The following is a 25,629-nucleotide window of genomic DNA, read 5'->3' as shown; positions in this document are numbered from 1 at the left end:
TGATAATTGACAGTTAAAACTAAAGTTCTTCCCACCCTAAGAGGAAGAACCTCATTAGTTATTCACTATTACTTATTCATTACTCAAAGGGTTGCATTCCCAATTTATTATACATTTCTCCATCTATATAATGACTAAAGCTTAGATTATTATCCGTCTTAAACTTTAGGATTATGGACTTCATTCCCACTCCATAGATGCCATCTAGTTTTCCCGGGTAATATCCTCTGTCTTTTAATACTCTTTGCACTTCTAAAACGTCTGCACCTTTATCTCCAGGTTTTAATGTTCTAAAATTGTTCCATAAAAGATTATAAGGACCACCATATATAACTACTATGGTGCCTACATCTACATATTTATATAATTCCTCTACATCTTTATTAAACATTCTAATACATCCTTGAGAATCTGGATTATTTATGGTGAGTGGTTTATTTGTTCCATGTATTCCATATTGTCCCCAGGGAACATTTAATCCCATCCATCTTGTACCAAACCCACTACCCCAATTGGCAGATTTAGAAATTACTTTCCAGGTTCCATAAGGTGAAGGTGTTGTTGGTTTTCCACCTGCTATGGGATATTTTTTTATAGGTTTGTTGCTGCCTTTTTCTATTAAATACATTTTAAATTCGCTAATATCCACTAGTATGTTATACCCTTCCTTATTCTTTTCAATAGGTTTATTATTTAAACTGCTGGCTTTTATTGTTTTAGAACAAATTAACAATGTTAAAAAAAAGCAGTGTAGAAATAATTTTTTTAAATATTTTCAAATTTTCCACCTCCATAAAATATTTATAATAGGTTATAATTTCCACTATGTCCCCATATAATTCTATGATATAATTTATTTACCAAGGAACTAGAGAGGATGATTTTATGGATCCTATATTAAAAGAAATTCTAGAAAAATTAAATAAAATTGAAGAAAATCAATATACAACCAATAATAGACTTACAAATATAGAAAGTGATGTTTCCACTCTTAAATCTGATATGTCCACACTTAAGTCTGACGTTTCTACTCTTAAATCTGATGTTAATAAACTTAAGTCTGATGTCACTACTCTTAAATCTGATGTTAATGATTTAAAAGAAGGTCAAATTCGTATTGAAAAAATGTTTGAAGATTTAGAATCTAAAAATGCTACAAGACACACTGAAATACTTTCTAAAATTGATAATCTTTCCGAAGATTTAACCCTTGTAGAATTAGTTAGTAGCAAAAACGCTACTGATATAGCAAAGCTAAAGCTTATTAAATAATAAGAAAGGAAATTTAATCCTTTCTTATTTTTTTTATATATAAAGTTTTCCTGCAATTCTCCTATCATAATCTGACCATGTATTTGGATCTAATCCTTCTTTTATTTGAGCTACTTTATTCATTGTGGCATCTACATAATCAGCATAGTGAACTATATAGGCTTCCTCTGTATTTGGTGTTTTGGGAGATCCGTATTCCATTTTTCCATGATGTTGAACTATGCAGCCTTTCATTCTATTTTTAAATTCTTCACTATATAATTCAGGTTTTTCCCTAAAGGCCTCTTCTAGCATAGTTACTCCTATAACAATATGCCCTTCCATTTCCCCTCTTAGAGTGTATGAAAAAGGCCCTTCTACAAAATACTCTTCTGTTTTTCCTATATCATGAAGTTTTGCTCCAAGTATTGCTATTTCTTTATTCCTGCAATTGTATCTGTAGGCTAAAATTTTTGCCATATACATTACATTTAAAGTATGCTCTGCTAGTCCTCCTATGTAATTGTGATGTTGCCTTGCACCCCCTATACCTCTCTTAAATTTATGTAAAAACTTATTATTTCTAAAGAAATATCTATCTAAAATTATTATTTCTTCACTTTTGAACTCTTCTTTTGATATATCCTCTATTTCTTTTAATATGTCTTCAATAGGTCTTTTTACAGATGGAAGGTAATCTTCTAATTTAAATTCATCTTGTTTTGAAAAAGATTCTACTTTTAATATGGTTTCAAAAACTGCTTCACATTCTATTACATCTCCTTTTTGGAGTTCATAATCTCCTTCTATAATAGATGCTTTAAGCTCTCCTGTATTATCTCCTATATACATAATAGTTCTATTATTTTCATCTTTGTATAATATTTTCATTATCATAAAAGACCCTTTAATTTTCTTACCTGGTTCTATATCTTTAATAAATAAATCCTTCATAGTTTTAGCTCCTTATTCCTCGATTTTTATGCTTATGTTTCACATTTTATTATGTTCATATTCAAAAGAATTTATCCAATGCATTATGTTAAAAAATAAAAAACATACACTGCTAAAATTTTTTAACAATATATGTTCTTCTTATATTTTTTATTTCATTTTTGGTTCGCTAACTCCTAGGGAAAGTATGAATTTAAAAGCTTCCTCAAAGGGCATAGATAAATATTCTACATCATCTTTATCTACTAAAATTAAAAATCCTGTGGTGGGGTTTGGTACTGTAGGCACAAAAACAGATATTTTATTTTCTTTAATAGTTTTATCTGAAGTTACAAAACCTACACTTAACATTTCTGAGTTAGGGAATTTTACTAATACCGTTTGTTTAAATGAAACTTTATCCTTTTTAAGTATAGAATTGCTAAGTCCTTTAATTGCAGAATATATATGTTGTATTATTGGTATTTTTAAAAATATTTCTTCTAATTTTTTTAAATAAGTTCTTCCAATTATAGATTTTGCTAAAAGTCCTGCTCCATATATTATTGCAAGTGTCATTATGAAACCTAAACCCGGAAGCCTTCTTCCAATTAATTTATAAATTACCCCTCCATTTAGTTTATCTATAAAATTAAATACAAATCCTATTATGTAAAGAGTTATAGCAGCAGGAAGTATTACAGAAATACCAGCTAAAAATGTACTTATATGTTTTTTCATATTTGAATTCATGTTATCACTCCTTGTCTACTATAATTATAGCCTTTTCTACATTAATTTTAACAATTTTCTTCTTAATTTATTATTAATTTTTCATAAAAAATAGATGTCTCTAAATTTTTTTGAGACATCTATCTTTTTTTCTATTTTTCTATAAGTTTAGTTCCTTCTTTTGTTTGCTCTATAAGACCTTTTTTCATAAGACCACCTAGGGCTCTTTTAAAATAATTTTTGCTTTCTTTAAATACAATTCTTATATCCTCTGGTGATGAATAATCGTTTAGTGGCATAAATCCATTGTTTTCTTTAAGATATTCTAATATATCTTCTTGCAATTTATCTCTTTGTTCTTTTCCTGTAATTCTTATAGTAAGGCCTAAATTACCATCTTCATAAATTCTTTTTACTTTAAATTTTAATTTATCCCCTGGATTTACCTTTTCATAGTATTCATTTTTTAACATAACAGCTCTATACTTTCCTTCTACTGCTACAGCTACGCTATTGTTATCATAAATATCGTAAATTATTCCTTCTACTTCGTCTCCTATTTTATGTCCTTCCGCTATTTCTAAATATGATTCTATATCTGTAGTGGCCGCTATTCTTTCTGATTTGTCTATGTATATATAAAACAAATATTTTTTTCCTACAATTAGAGGATATTTTTTTTCTGCCATAGGTATAAGTATATCTTTAGGCACTCCTATATTTATAAAACTACCCATAGATGTATTATCTACCACTTCTAAATAAGCTATGTCCCCCACTTCTGCTAATGGTTCTTTTATTGTTGCAATAGGTCTATTTTTAGAATCTTTATATATAAAAACTTTAATTTTATCCCCTGTCTTTAATCCTTTTCCTTCTGCATCACTGTGAGGTAGTAATACATCATCACTGGTATTTCCTGTTTTCATGTCTAGGTAGTACCCTGGTGCACCATTTCTTACTATTGTAAATTCTTCATATTTTCCTAAATGTTCCAAATTATTCCCTCCGTATTTTTCATTTATTTTCATATTAATTATATCACATAATCTTCCTTTCTTAGTGAAGGAACTTTCCATTTTCAATTACAGCTAAGCCCGCGATGTTCAGCGAAGCGAACGAGCCAACAAAACAAAATCCTCCTTAATTATTCATTATTCATTGTTAGTTGTTCATTAATTAAGGTTGTTCATTGACTAAAGGTTGTTCACTGTTAATTATTAGCTGTATAATATATTTAATATATTTATTATTTTTAGGGGGTAACTAAAATGTTTCAAGCACTATTTATCTTTGTATTTATATATATTATTTTCAGTAGAATAAAACAATATTCAGAGAACTCAAAATGTCCAATTATTACGGTAGAAGCTAAGGTAATTGATAAAGATAAGCGAACAACAACTCATGTGCACAATAATAACGGTACCATTACTCATCATCATAATACTAATTATTATGTAACTTTTAAAACGGAACATGGTGAGGAAATTCCATTTCCTATTAGTAGAAGATTTTATAATGATCTTATAGAAGGTGATTATGGAAATTTAACTTATCAGGGAACTTGGTTTAAGGATTTTAAAAAAATGTCTTTTGTGAAAGAATATAATGAAGAGAATTTTGAAGACTTTTCTTCTATTAAATATAAAGAATATTAATAGAGTAAGGAGGATTTTTATATGAATCGATATGTTATAGTATGTTTATTTAAAGATGATGTACTTAAATTTCATGAAAAACTTGTAAATGATGTGTGTTCTAAGTTTAATGTTAAAAAACAAAAGCTTCCTGCTCACTTTACTATAAAAGCTCCTTTTGAAACGGAGAATATAGGGGAAATTGAAAAAATAACAGAGGAATTTGTAAAAAATAATAATAAGCAAAATATAAAGATTAGTGGATTTGATAAATTTAGAACTGATGTGGTTTTTATGAAAGTCATTCCTTCTAAAGAAGCCTTAAAAGTCCATGATGAATTTATTAATAATCTTAAAAAGGTTAATTGGTTAAAGTGGAAACATCATGAAGGCAATGATAAAAATAAGGTGTTTCACTGTACCATAGTAAGCCGTCTTAAAGAGGATAAATTCTATGATATATGGGAATATGTAAATAAATATAATCCGCAATTTGAAACTTATTTTGATAATATATCTATACTTAAATGGGAAAATAGTAGATGGGAAGTTTATAAAGAGTATTTTCTAAAATAAAGGTTTTGTAAGCAAAACCTTTATTTAGTGAATAACTAACAGTGAATTATGGACATTATACCATAACCTTTTGTATTTAATGATTTATTAATATGTATTTTTTGTTATTAAGTTTATATTAAGTTTAAATTAATAGGGTATTAATACTATAATAGTAGAATGATAAATGTAAAATAAATGCAAAAGGACGTGGTTTTAATAGATAATCTATTTGAGAAAATAAAGATACGAAAAATAATACTAATTTATATTTGTTCAATTATATTGACTTTTGCAATTGTAGCAATACCTTTTATTAACAATATTTGTTTAAAGGACAAGGCCTTTAGAGAAATCATTTTAAATCTTTTAATTATAATTTGGTTTTGTATAATATTATCTAAAGAAAATGTATTTATTAAAAGTAAAATAATTAATTGTATAAAAAACATAGATTATAAAAAAATAACTCATTTATATATTTTAAATATTGGTAATTTATATTGGAATAGGATTTTGTTTTTTTTATTGGAGACAAATCCTCTATAAAACTTCCTTCTGCTATGTATATTATTTGTGGCATAACTTTAGCTCCTATAGTTGAAGAGTTAATATTTAGAGGTGTTATATTAAATAGGTTAAAAATAAGATTTAGTATTATTCCAGCAATTTTTGTTTCTGCAATATTATTTGGAATAGCACATTTTGATATAAATATACTTGGTAGATTAATTTTTGGCTTGCTATGTGCCATATTATTTTTTCAAACTAAAAATATTTTAAATTGTATTATTCTTCATTTATTAAATAATGCAAGCATATTTATGTTTCCAGTATTATCTAAGTATACAAATTTGTCAATAAATACTAATAGTGAATTTAAAACAGCAATGCTTATACTAATAATTTTTAGTTGTTTTGTTTCATCAATAGTGTTTAGTATTATTTATATAAAGAATACCTTACCAGATTTAAATAATTATAACTTAAATTAATTTCTACGATATTCTCTTATATTAAAAATTATAGATGGACAAACCCCATCTATAATTTTTTTATTATACTTAATACTTAATTCATTAGGCATAATTTATGTTTCTGGTATTATCTCAGTATAAATATCCTTTTTACCTACCACAATAATAAGAGCTTTTTTCAATCCTTCTTCTCCTAGTTGTTCTTTAACTATTTTACTTTCCACATAGCCTTTAAGTTGTTTTAGCCCATCCTCTTTAACTTTTTCTAAGGTATTTCTTTCACTTTCCTTTATATATTTTAATTCTATAATCCATTGAAATTTGGTTATATCTTTATATTGAATTTTTCTTTTAAGCATTATATCCACATAACCTTTGTTATTTTCAGCTTCACTTTGTATAAAATAGGTGCTGTCTATTCCTAAAAGAGTTAAAAACATCATTTTAATGTGCTTTTCGTCCATTTGAATTAAATCTCTATTGGATAAATCTTCTAGTATTTCACCTATAATCTTAGCTAAAGGCTCAATGTTTCCATATGATCTCATTTCATTAACAGCTATTCTTATATCTTGTGGTTGAATATTATATTCTAAATTCATTCTTTGAAAATATTGTTCCCAATAAATTGTTTTTATCACATAGTTAGGCACTCTAAGTACTGTACCAAGTGGTCCTTGCCCTTTTATTGTAAGCATTCCAAGATAAAATAATAGGGATTTAAAATTTTCTTTTACACTGTACATGGTATGAATATTAAATCTATCCACAAGCATAGTAGAGGTTTCGCCCTTAGTCATTATTTCCTCTAGGGCTTCTGTGTCATTAAAATTATACGCTAGCTGATTAACTTTTCCATAATCTGTTTTTACATTATTATCTATCATTTCTTCTGGATATTCATTATATGCTAAATATTTATTAAGAAAATACATAGACATATCTGGATTAAATACACTATTAGCTTTTTTATTAAACTTATATCCATCATAATAAGTAGTCATATCGGTACATATTTTTTTTCTAAGTTCTGTATCCTTTATATTAACTTCATCCATAATCCAAGATAGCTCTTCTCTTGTAAATCCCATCATGGCATTAAGATCTCTATCTAGAGTATAATTCATGGTTATGTTAAATCCACTGGTTAAATCATCTAACATTATAGGACTTACTCCAGTCATAAATATTCTATTAAAATTATCCATAGTTGCATCTTTTAATGCTTTATAAAACACTTTAACAAAGCCTTCACCATGGAGAATACTTTCATAGGTGCTTTGTTTTCCTCCTGTAATTAGTTCATTGGCAAAATTATCATATTCATCTATTAAAACAAATACAGGTAGTTTTATTTTGCTAGCTAATAAAGATATATATTGCACTACCATTTCGGCACTGTCTACTTCTTTTGGAATAGTGTTTTCTCCCAATAAATTTGAGTATTGATTTAAAAACCCTATAGCTGATAAAATTACTTTTGAATTAAAACTCTTTCTAAGTTCTTCTTCTCCATGACCTGCATCAATACCAGCAAAACTTATTTTCCAAACAAGGAACTTATTTCTCTTCTCTGTAGGATTTTTGCCTATATATAAATCTCCAAATAATTCTTCAAATTTATCCTTCTTATTTATATCATAGTAATTTTCTAATGTGGATATAAATAAACTTTTTCCAAATCTTCTAGGTCTTATAAAAAATTGATAAGGAGCATATCTATCTAAAATTTCTATATATGATGTTTTATCTACATAAAGATAATTTTCTTTTCTTAAAACTTCAAAATTGGAAATACCATAGGGTATTCTTTTCATAATTTTATTCACACTCCTAAATTTATTCTCTATTCCTACCATACTTTTCCTCCATAAACTACTAATTTGTCTATTACTCAAATTTGTTCCTAATTTCATTATAACATATTTTATAAATACCATATTACTTATGATACGGTTATCCCTATGATCTCTAAGTGAGATTTTTCCATATTATTCTTGTGTATATATTCTACATAATTATGGTATAATTCTAAGGTGATATTTTAAAATTCCGTAGTAGGATGGCTACGGGGGTTTTGGGCATTTTATCCCCTTGGACTATTGGTGATATTTCATCATAGTTAGGGGGTGGTATTGGATATGCTAAAATTAATGATAAAAAGTTTTGCTACAATCTATGTTATTAGATTAGTTTTAAAACATAATCTTTTTATTTCTAAGTTAATTATCAAGAGTAAATTTCTTGGTATTCATATAGAACTTAATAGCAAAGAGAAAAAGCACCCATCCGACAATGATTAGTGCTTTAAACTCTTAAATTCATATAATAAATTTTATCCAATAGCCCTAAAACAAAATAAATGTTCCAAGGATTGCTTAGTGTTAGAGCACTAAGCTTTTCTTACTAAAATTCTTATAAACTTATTTTTTAGAATTCTGTACTCCTCAACTCACCTCAATGAGTTTCCTTATATATATTATATCAAATTATTATAAAAAATAAACCTATATAATTTTTCTATTTAAAAAATTTTAATTTCAACAATATAAATTAATAATTTATCTAGATAATAATTATAACGAAATTTTCATTATATGGAAACTCATATTGCAATATTAGAAGAAATAACAAGTAAAATGATGAACATTTGTTTGTATAGCTTTTTAATGCAAGCAACGGGGTTATCAACTGTTAATTATTCACTAAATAAACTTCGATAACTGTTCTTTAACTATTTGGTAAATTTAATATAACCTTTGCACCTTTAAGTGATTTTGAGTTCTCTAGAATTATACTTCCATTATGTTTTTCTATAATTCTTTTTGCAATATATAATCCCATACCATAATGATTTTTTGAATTTCTACTTTTATCTCCTTGAAAAAACTGCTTTGTTGCAAAGCTTATTTCTTCTTTTGTAAAGCCCTTTCCTGAATCTTCAATTATAAATTGTATATTTTTATCATCAGAATCAACAGTAAATAATATTTCCCCATTATTTAAAGAATAATCAATGGAATTTGAAATAATATTATTTATAACTCGTTTTAGTGCTATTTCATCTACAAAAATAAATTCTGGTATATTTTTAATTTGACTTTTAAAATTTAAATTCTTATTTTTACTAATTAAACTTGCACTCTTTGTTATATCATCTATAAAATCCATTACGTTTACTTGCTTTTTTTGTATTACAGCTTCCTTTTCTGACCTTGTAATTTCTATTAAAGATTTAATGTAAAATTCCATATTTTTAATTTCATTTAGAGTAGCATTATTAAATTTAGTTTGCTCAGCATTTAAATCTGATTCTCCTAAAAGTTCTGAATTTCCTCTAATTATTGTTAAAGGTGTTTTTATATCATGAGCCAATGCTCCTATTTGTTCCTTGCGAGTTTCTTCCATATCCCACTGTTTAGTAAGTGAGTCATTTAACTCTGTTTTCATTTTATCTAATGCATTAATTACATCATTTATTTCTACTATATTAGAGTATTTTACTTTAAACTCTAAGTTTTTCATTTGTATATTTTCTGTAATATCCTTTAAAATTTTCATTTCTTTTTTCAATCTTTTTTTAAAACATTTTGAAAGAATAATAATCTGCACAACAAATAAAGCAAATAATAATATAAACAAAATACCCTCAGGATTTTTAATATATTTTCTCAAAGTTGGATTTTTAAAACTTGCATTAAGCCTATATTCTACAACACAAATTCCATCTTTTCTTTGAATAATTTTGTAAAAAAATTTTGACTTACTTGCTTTATTTGACTTTATAAAATTCCAAATATCTATAGCTTTTTCCCTGGAAATATTTCCTTGAAGAACTTCGCCATCTAAACTATAAACTGCATATTTACATTCCTTAGGTATTATTTTTTGTACATCTTTAGCTTTTGATATATCTTCTCTATATTTTTCAATTGTCTTCTCGTAATAATTAGCTGGTAATATAATTCCACTTCTTAATCCAATGACAAATATACCCATATATAATAGCACTGAAATAATAGAAGTTATACAAAAGACAACCACATATATTGCAAAAATTTTAGAAATACTTTTTTGCTTTTTTATTCTTTCCACTTATACCCTATCCCCCAAACTGTTTCTATCGGATTTATCCCCATATCTTTTAACTTATTTCGTATGTTTTTAATATGTTCTACAATTGTTGTGGTATCACTATTTCCATAAACTCCAAATACCTTTTCATATATTCTTTCTTTAGAAAATACTTGTCCATGATTCATAGCTAAACATTCACATATGCTATACTCACTTTTTGTAAAAGGTATTAATTTTTCATTATAATATGCCTCTTTTGAAGTTATATTAAATTTCACATTAGATACAGAAAAAGCGTTTTGTTTTTCTCTATGTTCACGTCTTAAATGTGCCGCTACTCTTGCCCTTAGTTCGCTAATACCAAAAGGCTTAGATATATAATCATCCCCTCCCAAACTTAATCCCATTACAATATCTTGTTCCATAGTCTTAGCTGTTAAAAATATTATTGGACAATCAACTAAATTACGTATTTTTTTACAAAGGGAAAAACCATCTATTTCTGGCATCATTACATCAAGTAAAATTAAATCATATTTTAAATATTTATCTTTTGAAAGACATGTGGGATTAGAAACTGTAGTGACAGTATGTCCTTCTTTTTCTAAAGCACTTTTTACAATAGTTAATATTCCTTCTTCATCATCTATAGCTAAAATATATGCCATTTTAATCCCTCCCACATCTATTATAAGTTATATTCCCATAAAATCCGATTCTTTATTATTCATTTTCTCTACCTTCGAAAAAGTTAAACCATATTCCGAATAAAATCCCTAAAACAATGGTAAAAATAATGCAATTTCTGAGTCCTATGGCATTAATAGAAAGTCCTGTATTAAAATCAGCTAACTCATTAAACACATCTATAGAATTAGATTCTTTTATAAAAAAATTATTGCAAAATCTAACAGACCATGCACAAGGAATCCATTGCCATATTCCATCACCAAGTCCTGTAATAATTAATGCTGAAAACAAGCTTTCAAATATGCCCATTCCTATAGATGCTTCACTTCCAAACTTAATACTTAACCACAAATGAAATAAATATATAAATATCTGTGCTACAAATATTAATAAAGTTAAAATAACATAAAACTTAAATGGTAGTATATTTTGCTTTAAAATATATTGAAATCCAATAAAAAATCCACCTACCGCTAAGCTAAGTGAAAAAAAGCCCATAACAAGTACAACTAATATCTTGCTTAAAAGGCATATTCCCTTTCCATATTCTATTGATAACATTTCTTTAAATTTTCCTGCCATTACTTCCTGTTCTATTACAGTTGAACATATAATTCCAATTAACACTGGAAATACTAATGATAATGCATCTAAATAACCATTTACCTTACCTATACTTCCCAAAATTGAAAATGAATAATACCATAAAAACATGAAAGTTCCTATAACTGGCATACAAATATGAATCCAGTAAAATGAAGTATGTTTCATTTTTATAAAATCTGCCTTCATAAGGCGTAAAATCTTCATTATTTTACCTCCTGTCTTTCATACCATTTAGCTGTTAAATAAGTAATTACTATAAATAACACTACAGAAATTCCAATTCCAAGTGGTATTGATGATGTATTTAAAAGTTCTGGTGTGAATGTTTTACTACCTTCTTTTGCTAAAAGTCCATTTGGAAGAAGTCTTAATATAGGACACATAAGTCTAGATGTATATGAAAAAGGATTAACTATCCAAAACCTTTTTGTAGCCATAACTATAGAATATATATTTGTTGCTAAACTTAGTATAATACTTGGAAATACACCTATCTTACTTCCTAAATAAAAGTATAGCGGAATTTGCCAAATTGACGTAATAATTATTACTAGAATCCCTACAAACCCACTTAACATCGAAATGTTAGATTCGCTTCTCATTGGAATAACAAATACGCTTAACTGACCAGCTATAAAAATAATCATACAAGAAATGGCTATATTTTTTACTGCCACTAATATTTTAGCAATCCACACTTTTTTTAAATCTACCGGCAGTGCCATTACTAATTTATTTTTCGTATCTCCATCTATCTTATATAAAAAGCATCCCTCTATAGCAATAACCCCTGGAAGAATTGTCGTATACCACCAGTTATAAATAGACACTTGAAAATAATTTACTATTAAAAAAACTGAAAGAAGAATCACCATTATTGGAGCTATCCATACTAATTTCTTTACAAATTTACGCTTTATCTTCATATTTTCTGAAACAAAGTATTTAAGCATAATTACTTCTCCCTCCTATATTTTCCCGCAATATTCATAAATAATTTTTCTAAATCTTCTCCTCTTTTTAACTCTCCTTCATATCCAAGAACTCCACCTGATATAATTCCAATATGGTCAGCAATCTGTTCTACTTCGCTTAGTATATGACTTGATAATATCACTGTAATGCCTTTGCTTGGGAAAGAACGTATAAGTTCTCTTAATTCTTGTATTCCAAAGGGGTCTAGTCCATTAGTTGGTTCATCTAAAATTAAAAGTTTTGGATTGTTTAAAAGTGCAATGGCAATTCCTAGTCTTTGTTTCATCCCCATAGAAAATTGTCCTGCCCTCTTTTTCCCTGTGTCTTTAAGTTCTACTATACTTAATACTTCATCTATTCTTGAATCTGGTAATCCGAGTACTGTAGTTCTAACCTTTAAATTTTCTTTTGCCGTTAAATTTTCATACAAAGGTGCTGATTCTATTAAAGAACCAATTTTTCTAAGATCCTTTCTACTCCATTTATGTCCATGGAAAAAAACTTCACCTGAAGTTGGTCTAAGCATTCCTGTAATCATTTTTAATAATGTTGATTTTCCTGCCCCATTTGGTCCTAGTAATCCATATATTGAATTTCTCTGAACTGATATTGAAACTTCCTTAACCGCCTCTTGTTTTTTAAATGTTTTACACAATCTTTTTGTTTCTAAAATAATTTCGTTCATTTCTATCATCCTCCTTACAATTAAATACTAAACCCTAATTATAAGGAATTTATAAGGAAATGAATTTTAATCCTTGATGAACCTTTTGGTAGATATATGCATCTAATTAGTGTAAGGTAAAAAAGTAGCGCTACATTTTGCAAAGGAAGGTAGGAATTCAATTGAATAAAGATGCATTTGCAGATAAGGTCCTTGAGACTGAATCTACTTTATATCATGTATCAAAATCAATTTTGATTCATGATGAAGATTGTGAAGATGCAGTTCAAAGTGCAATTTTAAAAGCCTATAACAAATTAGGCACATTAAAGAAAGAAGAATATTTTAAAACCTGGCTAATTAGGATACTTATAAATGAATGTTATAGTTTAAAACGTAAAAAGCATCCAGTGGTATCTTATGAAGAATACTTTGAGTATTCAAAAGCCCAAGATAAAGAAGATTATAGTGAATTATATTTTGCTATTAGGCAATTGCCACATCGTATTCGTATTACAATTGTTCTTCATTATGTGGAGGGATATTCTGTGGAAGAAATTAAACAGATTTTAAAAATACCCTCAGGAACTGTAAAAAGTAGATTATCAAGAGGACGAAAATTATTAAAAATAGAATTAGAGCATATGGAGGTAAGTTATGAATAATTATAATTGGAATAATGCCTTTCCAAATACACCTGAAAGTTTTAAAAATACGGTAAGTGCAACATTAAACAGCTTACCAGATCAAAAGGAGAATTGTGAAATGGAAAATAAAAAAATATGTATAAAGGGATTATTTAAGAAAAAAATTGTGGCTGCTCTAGCGGCTGTTATGATAGTAGGAACAACTGTATTCGCTGCTGGGAAAATATTCTCTATAACTTCACATAGCAGTATCATACCAACTTACACTGATATACCTACAATAGAGCAAGTAAAAAAGGACTTTGGATTTAAACCTAAATTAGTTAAGAAATTTGATAATGGCTATACATTTAAAAGTGGGCATACTGTAAATAATGAAGCACTAGATGAAAAAGGTAATTCTTTAGAGAAAACAAAATCACTTGATTTTACTTATAAAAAAGGAAATGATAGCCTAGGTCTTTATATGGAAAATGGAAGATTAGGTGAAAAACCAAAGAAAGCAACTATTGTTGATACTTATAACGGTATAGAGTTATATTATCATTCATATACTAACAAAGTTGTACCAGCAGATTACAAAATGACAAAACAAGATAAACAAGATGAATTATCTGGTAAATATGTATTTACCTATGGATCTAATAAGGAAGGAATTTCTCAAGTTCAAGGTTTACATTGGATGGAAAATGGAATTAGCTATTCTTTTGTAGCAATAGATTCTAATGTATCACAAGATGAATTAGTTAAAATGGCACAACAAATTATTGATGCCAAATAAAAGTAGTAGCTATTATGACTTTTAATGTAATGGAGGTTTACATCTCCCAGATATCCTTGTAATACCAAAAGGGGCTGTCGCATTAGCATAAAAAATATTCTAACGGGACAGCCCCATTTTCTTAAGCCCTATACTGTATCTACATAATATCCTCTACACCAAAAATGCCTATTTCCGTATTTATACTTTAAATTTGCAAATTTTTCAAATATCATTAAGCTACTTTTTCCCTTTAAAAAACCTACAAATCCTGAAACACTCATTTTCGGTGGTATTGATACAAGCATATGAATATGGTCTTTACATGCATTTGCTTCTATGATTTCTACACCATTCCTTCACATAACATCCTAAGTATTTTTCCTATTTCTTTTTTCTTATCTCTATATATTTCTTTTCTTCTATATTTAGGTGCAAATACTATATGATATTTACTCATTATTAAAATACTTAGATATAATTAAAATACTTAAACTTAATATAATAATGCTAATTAAAAATTGTACTTTAAATATATGTCTCAAAACAATCTCCTCCAAGTATATTTTCCTTTTATAATTTAAAATTATAAAAGGATTTTTAGAACATTCATAGAAGAATGCATATATAGTAAATATTTTTACTTTAGGGGGAATTTTAAATGTGTAAAAATAAGTTTACTCAATATTTTGCAAGAATCCTAATTGATATTAACAATGAACATTAATATAAAGTTTATATTAACACAATTACTTATAAGATTTTTATACTGGATATTTACATCAGTACTTGTTAACCTAGCAACTAATTTTAATAATATGTTTTTTATTGTATTTCTATGTTGCTTGTTTTTAGGTAGTTCTATTTTATTTCATAAAAAAAGAAGTAAAAAAATGTCCTTATAGCAGACTGTTTAATAGTATTAACTTTTATATTTCTAAATTATATTTTAAGATAGTATATAATTAATTTTTACTTTTTCAGTGTTTGGATCTGTTTGTATATAAGCATCTACTTTATACAATTCTTTAATAAGCTCAGGCTTTAAAACTTGTTTTGGAGTTCCACTGTCCACAATTTTTCCATCTTTTATTGCATATATTCTATCGCAATATTCTGCTGCCATGTTTAAATCATGTAAAGATATTAAAATTGTCTTTTTTAAGGTTCTAAGCAATTTAAGTATTTTTATCTGGCAACCTATATCCAAATGATTAGTAGGCTCATCAAGTATCATAAATTCCGTGTCCTGTGCTATTGCTCTAGCTATTAATATTCTTTGTTTCTCTCCACCTGATAGTTTTGAAAAACTTTTTTTCTCCATACTTTCCATTCCTACTTTTTCTAATGAGTCTCTTACTATTTGTATGTCTTGGCTATTACTTCCTTCAAAAAGCTTTTTGGATGGGTATCGACCCATTAAAACTATCTCCTTTACACTGAAATCAAATCCTACATTGTTTTCTTGTGCCACTATAGACATCTCTTCAGCCGCTTCTCTATTGGAACTTTTAATTAAATCTTTACTATTCAAATAAATGGTACCACCTTTAGGTTTTAGCACTTTATATATATTCTTTAAAAGTGTAGACTTACCACTTCCATTAGGTCCTATTATACCTACAAACTCTCCTTTGTTAACCTGAAGTTTTATTTTATCACATATTTTTTTATTTTCTATCTCATAGTCAAGATTCTCTATTTCTAGGTACATATTATTCACTCTCCAAAAGAATATCTATTTCGTTTAAGTAACCATATAAAAAATGGTCCTCCAGTAAGTGCAGTAACTATTCCTATAGGTAGTTCCTGAGGGGCAACCACCATTCTAGCTGCAACATCTGCCCAAATTATCAATAATGCCCCTAAAAGCGCAGAAATGGGAAGAACTTTTCTATGATCTGAGCCTACAAAATTCCTTGATATATGTGGCACTATTAATCCTACAAAACCTATTGATCCGCTTATGGCAACCAAAGTTCCTGTAAGTAATGCACAAACCAAAACTACTATAGTTCTTATAAGCTTTATATTCATTCCTAATACTATAGCTGTTTGCTCACCAATTAGCATGGTGTTTAACGCATTACTTAAACAAAATAATACTAGAATTGATACTATAAGTACTGCTAAAGGTATGGGAATATATATCCATTTAGTACCTGAAAGTCCGCCCATCATCCAAAATACTGCATTTCTAATTCCACTTTCATCTTTGGAACTATATATAAGGTAATTTGTAAATGCGGAAAAAATTGAAGACACTGCTAGTCCAGTAAGAACTAGTCTAATAGGTAATATTCCTTCTTTGGTTCTTGATAGAGAATATACAACAATTATAGATATTAACGAACCTATAAAAGCTCCTATTGGCATAGCAAAAATCCCAAAAATATTAAATATGCCTATAAGGGCTGCTGCCACTGCCCCTGCAGATGCTCCTGATGATATTCCAAGTATATATGGATCGGATAATGGATTCTTTGTAAAAGCCTGCATACTTACTCCAGCTATTGCAAGACCACTTCCTACAACTGCACTTAATATAACTCTTGGGAGCCTTAAATACCATACTATTCGTTGAATATTGCTACTTATTTGTGCAACCCCATCTATATTAAAACCTAGCTTGTATAATATTATTTTCCAAACATCCATAAAATCAATAGACACAGGACCAATTCCAACAGCTACCACCATTGATAAAATCATAATTACAAACAAAATTATAAAAAGAAAAGATGTGTTTTCTTTGAAGATAGTCTTCAATTATTTCACCAACCTATCTAAATAAATCAGGATAAAGTTCCTTTGCTAAATTCTCTACTGCATCTCCATTTCTAATTCCAGTAAATACACTTGGTAATGGTAAAATTACAAATCTGTTATTCTTTATTGCATCTATATCTTTTAATGCTTTGTTGCTTTTTAAGAATTTGATTTTATCTTCTGCTGACACTTTGCCATAATCATTTATAATTATGCATTGTGGATTTCTTTCTACAACTGCTTCCCAACTAACCTTTTCCCATGTCTTTTTTAAATCACCAAATATATTTTGTCCACCTGCAAGTTCAATAATATTGCTTTGAAGACTTTTTCCTGCTGTATAGGCCTGATCATTTCCACTATCATACACAAAAACTTTAATCTTTTTATCTACTTTACTTGTCTTTTTTTGTACTTCGCTAATTTGATTTTTCATCTTTTCAACTATCTTTTCCGCTCTATCCTCTACATTAAAAATTTTACCTAGATTGCGGAAATCTTCATATGTATCTTCTATTGTAGCCCCTTCTGTATAAGTAGCCTTTGAAACATAAGGCATTATACTATTGTCTACAAAATCTTTAACTGTCCCTACTCCCTTTTTCCCAAAAGCAGAACTTCTACCATATACAAAATCAGGACCTGCTCCAAGAAGAGCTTCCATTGAAGGATATTTTTCTGCCAACACAGGTATTTTTTTAAGTTTTTCCTCATATTGTGGAAGTATTTTTGCATTATTATAAGCTGTTCCAATTATTTTATCTTCTAAGCCTAATGCAAATAAATTTTCTGTTGTATGTGCATTAAAACTAACTACCTTTTCAGGGACTTTTGTATATTTTACAACTGTATTATAAGTTTCAATTTCAAAAGGAGTAAATTTTGTAGCCTTTACTTCTGTAGCCTTTCCATCTTTATTTGCTGTATCTTTAGCTGTATTTGAGCATGCTGTAAATGATGCTCCTAAAACCAAAGCTATACAAGTAGCTGACATTATTCTCTTAAAGTTCAAATTTTTCTTCATATATTTTCCCTCCTAATTCATTAAATAAAATTATGTATAAGTGATTAGCTCTGACACTAAAATTCTACAATTAAATTTAAATATTATATTATTCGTAAAAAATAAAAACTTCTCAATAACATATGAGAAGTTGATATAAAAACATATTATAGTTGTCTATAAAAGTAACTTTAATACACCTCCCCTATCAACCGTAGAGTTATTAGTGTCTAATTACAGGTAAGTCTTCTGACTTTGGTTCTTCAATTCTATAAACCTTCCCTCTTATGTGAAGTGGTATACTTTATAAAATCTCCCCATTACAGCGGCGGGACCGTACAGGATTTTCACCTGTTTCCATATTAAGCCTAACAAGGCACCTAAAATTTAAACTATTAAACTATTAAATTATTTACTTATTTTATTATAAATACGTAAACGAAATTTGTCAAAAGACGCACTTTGAGGTTTTATATTATTGCCTTATACTTGTAATAAATAGAATAGTGGAATTAACTTAAAAATATTGAATTACTTTTATTGTTAAATTTTATAATTATAGTTGCACACTTAACGTCTTTTTTAAAATAATCATCTGAAAAATTAACCATATATCTGCCTAAAAATTTTTCATTAGAATTTGGAATATATTTTAATCTATCAAAATACAAAGATATTATTTAATCTTATCCTTTTTCTTTTTATCAAAAAACCCCATAATTAACAATGTCATGAATAATGTTGTTAACATATATAACGATTGTTCCAATAATTTCACTCCCTAAGATAGTAGATTAGTTTAATATTCTATATTTTTATTATAACATAATATATGGATTTTTAATATGCTATGAAGTTGATAGTAAAAGCTTTAAATATCCTGTATACTTAATGTCAACAGACATAAAGCTTAATACTCAAACTATAATAAAATACTATTTAAACAGGTAGAGCATTGAATTGTACAACTCATGATATAATATAAAGGAAATATCTGATAAAAACTGAAAGGATGGGTTTTTAACATCACATTATAAATTGGAGATATCTATGAATAAAATTAATTCTTATTTTAAGCATTTTTTTAAGTTTTTATTGCTTTATTCCATAGCAATAATAATAATATCAATATCAATGATTTTAATAAACAATGAATTAAGTTATAATTCTATGAAATATTTTATTTTGTCATTTATAATAATGGCTGTTATTAATGCTTTTCAATATATGGATACAGAGAAAATTATACCTATTATAAATACAGCACATTTAGAAACTGCTCTAGAAGATATGAAATGGGAAATGAAACAAGAAAATAATATTATTATAATAAAACCAAGATTTATTGATTCTTTATTTGGGGAAAAAATTTTTATTAGCACATATAATGATGATAAAGTTAAAATAACAGGTGCTAAAAGGCTTGTAAATAGACTTATTAACTATTTAAATTTCATTTCTTAGTTTTACATTATCTTTAAAATGGAGTATTAATGAAATTATTATCTATAAGATTTCTATGAGGTGTTTAAAATGAAGCAAAATAAAAAAATTATATTATCTTTTTCACTTATACTAAATATTATATTAGTTGTATTATTAATATTTAGTATTTATAATTTAAATAAAGAAAAACCTTTAGAATATATTAAAGGTTTTTATCAATCTACAGAGTATTTACCTGATGTATACGAATTTAATTTTACAGAAAAAGAATTTTTTATAAAATTTAATAATAGTATAATTGAAAAAGGAAAATATCATAAATATAAAAATAATATATTTATTTGTTATGGAGAAAAAAGTATTCAGGTAGTTTCACTATTGAATAAAAACTTTTATATTTATGATAATAATAATAACAGAGTAATTGAACTGAAAAAAATATCAAATATTCCATCATCGTAAAACACATTTGTTACTGCAAATAGTAAAGGAGGTTTACCCTATTTGTAACTTCTTCATTAGATGGTATAAGATTTTATTTTTTTCCTTCAATAATAAATATTTTATCTCTAATTAACTTATCTAATAGTTGATCATCATTCAAGTTATTATCATTATGCTGTCCTTATACTATTTATTAATAATAGAAATATTTCTTAGAATAAACCTTTAATATATTCATTGCTTCCTCTATGGAAATATCACCTTTTATTTCTCCAAAATGTATTCCAAAACAATAAAAAACTTTAGTATTATATTTTGAATCTTTACTTATAGAATAAAGCCAATTATTATCTTTATCTAGTGATTTAAACTCACCATAGTCATCTAAATTAATAAATGTTTTAATTTGCTCTGTGAAAATATACTTTTTATCATTTTTATTAATATACTCATATTCTGTTACACTATCATAGCCACTTTTTATTGGATAAGCATTTATTTTATTTAATTTAAATCCATTAACTTCTCCTATTTTATCTACTTTTTTGTTACTAGAATATATTTTATCTCCATTTACTATTTTATTATAAGTATCCATATTAAAATTAGTTAAAAAATTTGATATTAAATAGGCTGTATTCTTTAATTGTTCTGAGTCTACATATGGAAATTGATCTTCTTTTTCATCTAACCTTTTTTTGCATTTATTGCATCCAATCCATTTTGAAGCAGGGATTCCTACTACATTTGATCCCAATACTCTTCTTTTTTTATCTCTTCTAAAATTTGTTTTACTTTCATATTATCCACTGAATTAAATACTTTTTCATAAAGTTTTTTTCCATCTTCAATATTTAGATTATCTACTAGTACTGATTTTAATAGCTCCTTTAAAAGTTCCTTATCTTTTTTAGGTACATTATTCATATTATTTAAAGCATCTATTACCTTTACTACATTCATCTTTTTTAAACTAATTTCTCCGCTTTTTAATGTATTTATAGATTTTGTGTAATCTTGTAGATATATGTCAATATAAATCATATCTATAAATTTATAATCTGACATTTTCTCATAATTTTCTCTAGCCTTTTCAAATTCCTCTAAAGCCAAATGGTATTTAGCTCTTTCATGATAATAATTTGTATCCCTATGTTTTTGTGGAATGTTATCTAATATTTCTTTTACTAATTTTTGATTTTCTCTTATATTTTTATTTTCCATAAAATTCACTACTTCAAAAGAAAGTTTATTATTAGTTAAATCATCATATTCTTTGGCATATTTTAAAGCTTTATTGTAGTCTTTCTTATCTTTTTTCCAACCAATCATGTAAAATTTACATAAATAAAGAAGTGCTTCCTTATCCTTTGGATTTTTATTTAATTTTTCTTCATAATGTTTAATGGCTTTTTCATATTTTTTATCTAGTATAAGTTGTTCTCCTAAAGTTAAATCTCCCTCCACTTTTATACTAGGCATTTCATCATAATTACATATTAAAGGAAGGCTGCTACCTATTAGATTTCCTTCTTTATCATATCCATTAACCACAATTGGATATTCTATATTGGGAATAAAAGTTCCTAGTATTCCTGATGGATTAACTATCATCTCTTCTCCATCAAAGGAAAGTCCTCCTACACCTATATTTTCATTTAGCTTTTTTATATTAAATTTAATATTATTTTCTCCTATCTTGTACTCTCCACTTTCATGATGTAATGGAGATCTAAAGCTACTTCCTGATTTTTCTTTTGGATTACCAAATGTTATAGGTTCTACTGTATAATAATCCGCTCCCTTTACTTTATCCCAAGAAATTTCAATTTTTTCTTTTACTATGGTTCCTGGTAGTGGTTTTTTTATTTTTATTGGTTTGATTAAATTAAAGTCAAAATCCATATCTTTATTTAGTTGTATAGAGCTTATATTTTTTCTTAAAAAAACTTTATCATATAATTGAGAGGTATTAATTCCAATTCCAATATCATAAACACCTTGTGTAAATCCTAAGGTTTCAAATTCTCCATTTTTATCTGTTATGGCAACTGGGAAATTACCTCCAGTATAAAATACTCCAATTTCATCATTCATATAAACTTCTACAAAAGGTAGTCCTTTTCCGTTGTAACTTACCTTTCCTCTAATTTTGTAGTCTCCTTTTAATTTGTTTTTATAATCCTTAAACAATATATTTTTATGGCTTACATCACTTCCACCAAATAAATACTCTCCAGGTATCCAACCAATATTACTTGCTTTTTCAAAGTAGTCCATAGCCTTTTCTATATTGCCCTTGTGTGAATAAATATCTCCTAATAAATAGTAATATTTAAAATCTAAATCCATTCCCTTATTATATCCTTGTAAAATTGTTTCTGCCTTTTTATAATCTCTTTGAGTGTAATAATAGTATCCTTCATAAAGTTTGCTTATATTTTTAATTTCTTCATTATTCTTGCCTTTTCCCCAATTTATCCAATGAATTAATTCATCTATATCTAAAGTAGCTATGCTTATATCCATTAATCTAGAATAAGCTTTTTTAGTGTATTTATTATTATAATTTTCATCTAAGTCCTTTAATAAAATTTTTTCAAATACTTCTTTTGCCTTTTTTATGTCTTCTGGAATGTTATTTTTCTCTCCACCAGATCCACTACACGTAGACATAATAGTATATTTGTGAAACCCTCCTAAAATATTTTCTCCATATAAATATAAAGCTTTTTTTTCCTTTAGTTTTATGGGACTAGATAAATAATTTTTATAAAAAGCTTGTGCTCTAGAAGATCCATTTTTATCTAAAAATTCTCCTATTCCTAAATTTATATAGGGTACTACAATTAAAAATACAAACAAAGTTAATATTATAAGTGATATTAAAGTTTTTATCTTTATTTTCATATTTTATTCACCTCTTTATCACTTCTAAAAATTATTTGAGAACCATTTAAATTTATTATTTCTATTTTTTCTTTATTAAATAAATCCTTTGGTAATATGGTTATGGCTAAAATTGCTACAAATCCTATTATTGCAGGGGATAAATTAATTTCTATTTCTCTGTTTAAAAAATTGTTTAATTTATTTTTTAAAGTTAATTTTCTATTTTTCATAATATCATCTAAAACTTCTGTGGATAATTGTATATTTTTACTTTCTTCTTCAAATATATTTTTTATTTCATCTCCTAAAGAATCCTTATAATTCATTTAATTTTCCTCCTTCTAATAGAGATGTTTTTAATAGTTTTCTTCCCCTAGAAAGCTTACTCTTTATAGTGCCTTCCTTTTCATCTAAAATTTCACTAATCTCTTTTATACTAAAATCATTAAAATAAAATAGCACTAAAACCTGTTTATATATAAAACCCATTTCCTTTAATTTTTCTTTTAAAATTCTTTTATTATTATTGTTTATTATAATTTCTTCTATGTTATCTTCACTAGTATAGTAATCTTCATAGGGTATAGTAGAAATATCATTTTTACATTTATCTTTTATAATATTTTGGGCTATTTTATATACCCAAGTATACAAGGAACTATTTCCTTTAAAACCATTAATATATTTAAACACTTTTATAAATGTGTCTTGAACTATATCTTCAGCTTCTTTTTCATCTTTCAACATAAGAAAGCAAGTTCTAAGAAGTTTATTCCCATATATATTAACTAATTTATAGTATGCTTCTTCTTTTCCACCTTTTAGATCCTTTATTAATTTCTTTTCTTCCAAAACTCCCCCTCCTCTACTTATTAGACTATATGTATCAAAAAAGGTTGCAAAAAATAAGGGACAGGGCTTTATTTATTATTTAGTAATACCTGATCCAAGCCCCTACTATGAACCATTAAAAGGATTTGAAACTGAAGTAAAAATTAAGTAAAAAAAAACTAAAAGTACGCGTTACACATACTTTTAGTTTTTATTTTTCCAAAACTCTAAGATAGTACTTATTTTCAAATTTATGTTACACTGTAATATAGTGGAACTTATAATATGTTAAATAGGAGTGCTTTTATGAATTTAAATATAAATAAACTAAAAAGAAAATTACCGCTTTTTTTCTTTTTAGTTTTTACACAAATATTTGGTTCTATATTAGGTTTTTATATTTCTCAAAAAATAAATAATGGTATTAATGTATTTAGTAATCTTAAAATGTTTTGTGTAAAATTTCAACATAACATTTTGCCTTATGTATTATTAATTAATATTCCTATTGTTTCTATTATTGTATTAAATTTTAAAAAACATGAAAAGTAAAATAGCCATTGGCTATTCACTAATCTAAGCTTTTTCGTAATGTCAATAGAGAAAAAACAACCATAATTACTCATTAATTATGGTTATTCATTAATCAAAGGGGGCTGTGGCACTAATTTTTTACTGCCACAGCCCCGTATATTAAAATATTATTTTTCTGGAATTTCATAAACTGATATTGTATCTAAAGTAAGTATTGGGTCTTCATATACATTAACTGCTGATACCTGTTCAGGTATTCCTGCATTTCCTGCTATTTTAAATGCTCTTGCTTGTATTTTTAATTTATTTCCACAAACTCCTATGATTCTTCCCACAACTTCTATAAAATCTCCTGAATATGTTGGAGCTGTAAAAGCTAATTTTTCATATCTTTTGCATTCACCTTCGTTGCCTGCATACATAATACATAAATTTGTAGCAACATCCCCTATATATTCTGTTGTACGGGAACCGTTAACTAATTCTCCTGCATAATGTGCGTGTGACGCTGATATACGAACACGTATCATCGCTTCATAATCTTTATCAGGCTTTACAAATACTTCTGCCATTTAAAAGCACCTCCAAATTTATTTAAATTTTATTTTAGGTTTTTGATTTTAATACCCTAATCCCACTTATTTTTAATTATACCTTCTGGTTGGTCTCCCCTTTGTAGGTTCTTTTTAACAATTAAAGTTCCTTTAGCCTTAGCTACTAGAACTGGTGGATCTAATACGTCTACGTCATTTACTGCAGCATTTTCTTTTCCGTTTCTTAAAGCAGGTGTAGCAACTTTATAAGTTTCAAATTCACAAGTTCTTGATGAATTTCCTAATTTAACAACCTTTCCTCTACACTCAATATAGTCTCCTTCATAAACTGGTGCTAAAAATTCTACATAATCATAACCTAAAAATAAGGATTCATCTCCATCTTTTAAAACACATAATTCTGTTCCAAGATCTCCATAGATATCTAAATGCTTATTAGGCTGAACTACTCCTCCTAAATAATGAGCATCTTCTGGATTCATTCTATACCTGTGTATAGCTTCTCTAACCATAAAAGGCACCTCCTAATTATTTTCTGTAGGTCATCTCCTACACTACTAATATATTAGGTTTCTTTTGAAAATATTTCTATTTTATTACATTTACTCAAAAGTTTTTTACGACATTTTTTTACTTTCTACCATAATAA

At 26.9% G+C, this 25,629-nt stretch carries 30 protein-coding genes, 1 pseudogene and 1 riboswitch; of the genes and pseudogenes, 10 read left to right on the top strand and 21 right to left on the bottom strand.

All coding sequences use genetic code 11. From position 1 onward, the window contains the following. Window positions 1–79 precede the first annotated feature (79 nt). Complete coding sequence (locus CKV72_RS02565; RefSeq protein WP_089865385.1) at window positions 80–628, bottom strand: L,D-transpeptidase family protein; 549 nt, start codon at window positions 626–628, stop codon at window positions 80–82. 257 nt (window positions 629–885) lie between these two features. Here CKV72_RS02565 and CKV72_RS02560 point away from each other — a divergent pair, with 257 nt between their 5' ends. After that, window positions 886–1,272, top strand: a complete 387-nt coding sequence (locus tag CKV72_RS02560) for a hypothetical protein (protein ID WP_095177394.1) — start codon at window positions 886–888, stop codon at window positions 1,270–1,272. Window positions 1,273–1,305: 33 nt separating this feature from the next. Here the strand turns inward: CKV72_RS02560 and CKV72_RS02555 are convergent, their stop codons facing one another. From CKV72_RS02555 to CKV72_RS02545, 3 genes are all read right to left on the bottom strand, one after another. Then, window positions 1,306–2,205, bottom strand: a complete 900-nt coding sequence (locus tag CKV72_RS02555) for an HD domain-containing protein (RefSeq protein WP_089865307.1) — start codon at window positions 2,203–2,205, stop codon at window positions 1,306–1,308. A 150-nt stretch (window positions 2,206–2,355) separates the two neighbouring features. Further along, a complete protein-coding gene (locus CKV72_RS02550) occupies window positions 2,356–2,937 on the bottom strand; it encodes a DUF502 domain-containing protein (protein WP_089865304.1) in 582 nt (193 codons plus the stop codon). A gap of 131 nt (window positions 2,938–3,068) precedes the next feature. Continuing rightward, window positions 3,069–3,914, bottom strand: coding sequence for a CvfB family protein (locus tag CKV72_RS02545; protein ID WP_169712378.1), 846 nt, complete (start codon window positions 3,912–3,914; stop codon window positions 3,069–3,071). 273 nt (window positions 3,915–4,187) lie between these two features. Between CKV72_RS02545 and CKV72_RS02540 the strand changes: the two genes are divergently transcribed. The 3 genes from CKV72_RS02540 to CKV72_RS02530 all read left to right on the top strand — a co-directional run bounded on the left by CKV72_RS02540 (window position 4,188) and on the right by CKV72_RS02530 (window position 6,106). Next, window positions 4,188–4,577, top strand: coding sequence for a DUF2500 domain-containing protein (locus CKV72_RS02540; protein ID WP_095177393.1), 390 nt, complete (start codon window positions 4,188–4,190; stop codon window positions 4,575–4,577). Window positions 4,578–4,598: 21 nt separating this feature from the next. Next, window positions 4,599–5,132: a 2'-5' RNA ligase family protein gene (locus CKV72_RS02535; RefSeq protein ID WP_095177392.1), complete on the top strand. Its 534-nt coding sequence runs from the start codon at window positions 4,599–4,601 to the stop codon at window positions 5,130–5,132. Between the two features lie 542 nt (window positions 5,133–5,674). Further along, window positions 5,675–6,106 carry a CPBP family intramembrane glutamic endopeptidase gene (locus tag CKV72_RS02530; protein ID WP_089865295.1) on the top strand — a complete coding sequence of 144 codons (432 nt, stop codon included), beginning with the start codon at window positions 5,675–5,677 and terminating at the stop codon, window positions 6,104–6,106. A gap of 95 nt (window positions 6,107–6,201) precedes the next feature. Here the strand turns inward: CKV72_RS02530 and CKV72_RS02525 are convergent, their stop codons facing one another. Then, window positions 6,202–7,905, bottom strand: coding sequence for an ATP-binding protein (locus CKV72_RS02525; protein WP_095178352.1), 1,704 nt, complete (start codon window positions 7,903–7,905; stop codon window positions 6,202–6,204). 324 nt (window positions 7,906–8,229) lie between these two features. Here CKV72_RS02525 and CKV72_RS02520 point away from each other — a divergent pair, with 324 nt between their 5' ends. Then, window positions 8,230–8,391 carry a hypothetical protein gene (locus CKV72_RS02520; RefSeq protein WP_168943707.1) on the top strand — a complete coding sequence of 54 codons (162 nt, stop codon included), beginning with the start codon at window positions 8,230–8,232 and terminating at the stop codon, window positions 8,389–8,391. 427 nt (window positions 8,392–8,818) lie between these two features. Here CKV72_RS02520 and CKV72_RS02515 read toward each other — a convergent pair whose 3' ends face one another. Genes CKV72_RS02515 through CKV72_RS02495 form a run of 5 tightly spaced genes read right to left on the bottom strand, consistent with a single transcriptional unit; the run spans window position 8,819 to window position 13,121 of the window. After that, window positions 8,819–10,183, bottom strand: coding sequence for a sensor histidine kinase (locus CKV72_RS02515; RefSeq protein WP_095177391.1), 1,365 nt, complete (start codon window positions 10,181–10,183; stop codon window positions 8,819–8,821). Beyond that, window positions 10,171–10,833 carry a response regulator transcription factor gene (locus CKV72_RS02510; protein ID WP_095177390.1) on the bottom strand — a complete coding sequence of 221 codons (663 nt, stop codon included), beginning with the start codon at window positions 10,831–10,833 and terminating at the stop codon, window positions 10,171–10,173. The genes CKV72_RS02515 and CKV72_RS02510 overlap by 13 nt, the downstream gene beginning before the upstream one ends. Window positions 10,834–10,888: 55 nt before the next feature. Further along, window positions 10,889–11,665, bottom strand: a complete 777-nt coding sequence (locus CKV72_RS02505) for a lantibiotic immunity ABC transporter MutG family permease subunit (RefSeq protein WP_095177389.1) — start codon at window positions 11,663–11,665, stop codon at window positions 10,889–10,891. Beyond that, a complete protein-coding gene (locus tag CKV72_RS02500) occupies window positions 11,665–12,414 on the bottom strand; it encodes a lantibiotic immunity ABC transporter MutE/EpiE family permease subunit (protein WP_095177388.1) in 750 nt (249 codons plus the stop codon). Before CKV72_RS02500 ends, CKV72_RS02505 begins: the two co-directional genes overlap by 1 nt. Before the next feature lie 2 nt (window positions 12,415–12,416). Beyond that, window positions 12,417–13,121 (bottom strand): lantibiotic protection ABC transporter ATP-binding protein, encoded by a 705-nt coding sequence (locus tag CKV72_RS02495; protein WP_095177387.1) that lies wholly within the window; start codon window positions 13,119–13,121, stop codon window positions 12,417–12,419. Window positions 13,122–13,282: 161 nt separating this feature from the next. On the opposite strand from CKV72_RS02495, the gene CKV72_RS02490 reads away from it, so the two are divergent. Continuing rightward, window positions 13,283–13,765, top strand: coding sequence for an RNA polymerase sigma factor (locus CKV72_RS02490; protein WP_095177386.1), 483 nt, complete (start codon window positions 13,283–13,285; stop codon window positions 13,763–13,765). After that, the gene (locus CKV72_RS02485; RefSeq protein WP_095177385.1) at window positions 13,758–14,528 is read left to right on the top strand and encodes a hypothetical protein; all 771 of its coding nucleotides are present in this window, start codon (window positions 13,758–13,760) and stop codon (window positions 14,526–14,528) included. Before CKV72_RS02490 ends, CKV72_RS02485 begins: the two co-directional genes overlap by 8 nt. 131 nt (window positions 14,529–14,659) lie before the next feature. Here the strand turns inward: CKV72_RS02485 and tnpA are convergent. The 5 genes and pseudogenes from tnpA to CKV72_RS12200 form a co-directional block, all read right to left on the bottom strand. Beyond that, window positions 14,660–14,967 (bottom strand): annotated as a pseudogene (tnpA, locus tag CKV72_RS02480) (IS200/IS605 family transposase); the annotation flags it as partial. A gap of 489 nt (window positions 14,968–15,456) precedes the next feature. Further along, window positions 15,457–16,221 (bottom strand): ABC transporter ATP-binding protein, encoded by a 765-nt coding sequence (locus tag CKV72_RS02475; RefSeq protein ID WP_095177384.1) that lies wholly within the window; start codon window positions 16,219–16,221, stop codon window positions 15,457–15,459. Window positions 16,222–16,226: 5 nt separating this feature from the next. Next, entirely contained in the window at window positions 16,227–17,219 is a 993-nt protein-coding gene (locus tag CKV72_RS02470; protein WP_095178351.1) for a FecCD family ABC transporter permease, read from the bottom strand. Window positions 17,220–17,289: 70 nt separating this feature from the next. Next, the gene (locus CKV72_RS02465) at window positions 17,290–18,300 is read right to left on the bottom strand and encodes an ABC transporter substrate-binding protein (RefSeq protein ID WP_095177383.1); all 1,011 of its coding nucleotides are present in this window, start codon (window positions 18,298–18,300) and stop codon (window positions 17,290–17,292) included. Between the two features lie 201 nt (window positions 18,301–18,501). Then, window positions 18,502–18,678, bottom strand: a riboswitch (cobalamin riboswitch). Window positions 18,679–18,791: 113 nt separating this feature from the next. Beyond that, window positions 18,792–18,950, bottom strand: coding sequence for a hypothetical protein (locus CKV72_RS12200; protein ID WP_169712339.1), 159 nt, complete (start codon window positions 18,948–18,950; stop codon window positions 18,792–18,794). Between the two features lie 379 nt (window positions 18,951–19,329). Between CKV72_RS12200 and CKV72_RS02460 the strand changes: the two genes are divergently transcribed. Further along, complete coding sequence (locus tag CKV72_RS02460) at window positions 19,330–19,743, top strand: hypothetical protein (RefSeq protein ID WP_095177382.1); 414 nt, start codon at window positions 19,330–19,332, stop codon at window positions 19,741–19,743. Window positions 19,744–19,812: 69 nt separating this feature from the next. Next, window positions 19,813–20,187 carry a hypothetical protein gene (locus CKV72_RS02455; RefSeq protein ID WP_089865277.1) on the top strand — a complete coding sequence of 125 codons (375 nt, stop codon included), beginning with the start codon at window positions 19,813–19,815 and terminating at the stop codon, window positions 20,185–20,187. A 175-nt stretch (window positions 20,188–20,362) separates the two neighbouring features. Here the strand turns inward: CKV72_RS02455 and CKV72_RS02450 are convergent, their stop codons facing one another. The 4 genes from CKV72_RS02450 to CKV72_RS02435 are packed head-to-tail and all read right to left on the bottom strand — an operon-like array spanning window position 20,363 to window position 23,913. After that, window positions 20,363–20,926: a hypothetical protein gene (locus CKV72_RS02450; RefSeq protein ID WP_176579551.1), complete on the bottom strand. Its 564-nt coding sequence runs from the start codon at window positions 20,924–20,926 to the stop codon at window positions 20,363–20,365. Further along, window positions 20,911–23,079: a tetratricopeptide repeat protein gene (locus tag CKV72_RS02445; protein WP_095177381.1), complete on the bottom strand. Its 2,169-nt coding sequence runs from the start codon at window positions 23,077–23,079 to the stop codon at window positions 20,911–20,913. The genes CKV72_RS02450 and CKV72_RS02445 overlap by 16 nt, the downstream gene beginning before the upstream one ends. Next, entirely contained in the window at window positions 23,076–23,387 is a 312-nt protein-coding gene (locus CKV72_RS02440) for a hypothetical protein (protein WP_095177380.1), read from the bottom strand. The genes CKV72_RS02445 and CKV72_RS02440 overlap by 4 nt, the downstream gene beginning before the upstream one ends. Beyond that, window positions 23,377–23,913 (bottom strand): RNA polymerase sigma factor, encoded by a 537-nt coding sequence (locus CKV72_RS02435; RefSeq protein WP_157726522.1) that lies wholly within the window; start codon window positions 23,911–23,913, stop codon window positions 23,377–23,379. Before CKV72_RS02435 ends, CKV72_RS02440 begins: the two co-directional genes overlap by 11 nt. Before the next feature lie 285 nt (window positions 23,914–24,198). On the opposite strand from CKV72_RS02435, the gene CKV72_RS02430 reads away from it, so the two are divergent. Continuing rightward, entirely contained in the window at window positions 24,199–24,444 is a 246-nt protein-coding gene (locus CKV72_RS02430) for a hypothetical protein (RefSeq protein ID WP_095177378.1), read from the top strand. A 149-nt stretch (window positions 24,445–24,593) separates the two neighbouring features. On the opposite strand, the gene CKV72_RS02425 is transcribed toward CKV72_RS02430, so the two are convergent. Together CKV72_RS02425 and CKV72_RS02420 are read right to left on the bottom strand one after the other, a co-directional pair. After that, on the bottom strand, window positions 24,594–24,998 hold the full coding sequence (locus CKV72_RS02425; protein WP_089865264.1) for an acyl-CoA hydrolase: 405 nt from the start codon (window positions 24,996–24,998) through the stop codon (window positions 24,594–24,596). 56 nt (window positions 24,999–25,054) lie between these two features. Beyond that, window positions 25,055–25,492 carry a hotdog domain-containing protein gene (locus CKV72_RS02420; RefSeq protein ID WP_089865260.1) on the bottom strand — a complete coding sequence of 146 codons (438 nt, stop codon included), beginning with the start codon at window positions 25,490–25,492 and terminating at the stop codon, window positions 25,055–25,057. Window positions 25,493–25,629: the final 137 nt, after the last annotated feature.

The organism is Clostridium cochlearium, from assembly GCF_900187165.1.
GTDB classification, from domain to species: Bacteria; Bacillota; Clostridia; order Clostridiales; family Clostridiaceae; genus Clostridium_G; species Clostridium_G cochlearium.
Note: the sequence above shows the minus strand (reverse complement) of the source record. Positions and strands in the feature narration are given on the sequence as shown.